Here is a 1,057-nt window from a genome sequence, read left to right as displayed (position 1 = left end):
GTATCGCTGAAGAAAATGGGGCGTATGCGAGCGTGGGGTTTGAATATTCCATCAGTCATGCCGTTGAGCATAATAACCCCTTTTTAAATCAAGAACGCATCCAAACGATTTCTAACGCTCAAAATCAAATCTATAAACTCAATCAAGTCAAAAATGAAATCACGAGCATGCAAAACACCTTTGCCTACATCAACAACGCTTTAAAAAACAATGCTAAACTAACCCCCACTGAAAAGCAAGCCGAAACCTACTACCTGCAATCCACCCTTCAAAACATTGAAAAAATAGTCATGCTTAGCGGTGGGATTGCGTCTAACCCTAAATTAGCCCAAGCGTTAGAAAAAATGCAAGAACCCATTACTAACCCTTTAGAATTAGCAGAAAACTTAAAAAATTTAGAAACGCAATTCAATCAATCTCAAAACCGCATGCTTTCTTCTTTATCTTCTCAGATCGCTCAAATTTCAAATTCCTTGAACGCGCTTGATCCTAACTCTTATTCTAAAAACATTTCAAGCATGTATGGGGTGAGTTTGAGCGTAGGGTATAAGCATTTCTTTACCAAGAAAAAAAATCAAGGGTTTCGCTATTACTTGTTCTATGACTATGGTTACACTAATTTTGGTTTTGTGGGCAATGGCTTTGATGGTTTAGGCAAAATGAATAACCACCTCTATGGGCTTGGCATAGATTATCTTTTCAATTTCATTGATAATGCGCAAAAACATTCGAGCGTGGGTTTTTATGTAGGCTTTGCTTTAGCAGGGAGTTCGTGGGTAGGGAGTGGTTTAGGCATGTGGGTGAGTCAAATGGATTTTATCAACAATTACTTGACGGGTTATCAGGCTAAAATGCACACGAGTTTTTTCCAAATCCCTTTGAATTTTGGGGTTCGTGTGAATGTTAATAGGCACAATGGCTTTGAAATGGGCTTGAAAATCCCTTTAGCAGTCAATTCCTTTTATGAAACGCATGGTAAAGGGCTAAACACTTCCCTCTTTTTCAAACGCCTTGTGGCGTTTAATGTGAGTTATGTTTATAGTTTTTAGGGGGGAAA

General features: G+C 38.4%; 1 protein-coding gene. It reads left to right on the top strand.

Features of this window, described 5'->3' with window-relative positions:
* The first annotated feature begins 2 nt into the window (after positions 1-2).
* The gene (gene hopJ, locus FIM66_RS07975) at positions 3-1,049 is read left to right on the top strand and encodes a Hop family outer membrane protein HopJ/HopK (RefSeq protein WP_238700927.1); all 1,047 of its coding nucleotides are present in this window, start codon (positions 3-5) and stop codon (positions 1,047-1,049) included.
* Positions 1,050-1,057 lie beyond the last annotated feature (8 nt).

This window comes from Helicobacter pylori, assembly GCF_006439795.1.
In the GTDB taxonomy this organism is placed as follows: domain Bacteria; phylum Campylobacterota; class Campylobacteria; order Campylobacterales; family Helicobacteraceae; genus Helicobacter; species Helicobacter pylori_CR.
This window is presented reverse-complemented; position numbering and strand designations above follow the sequence as displayed.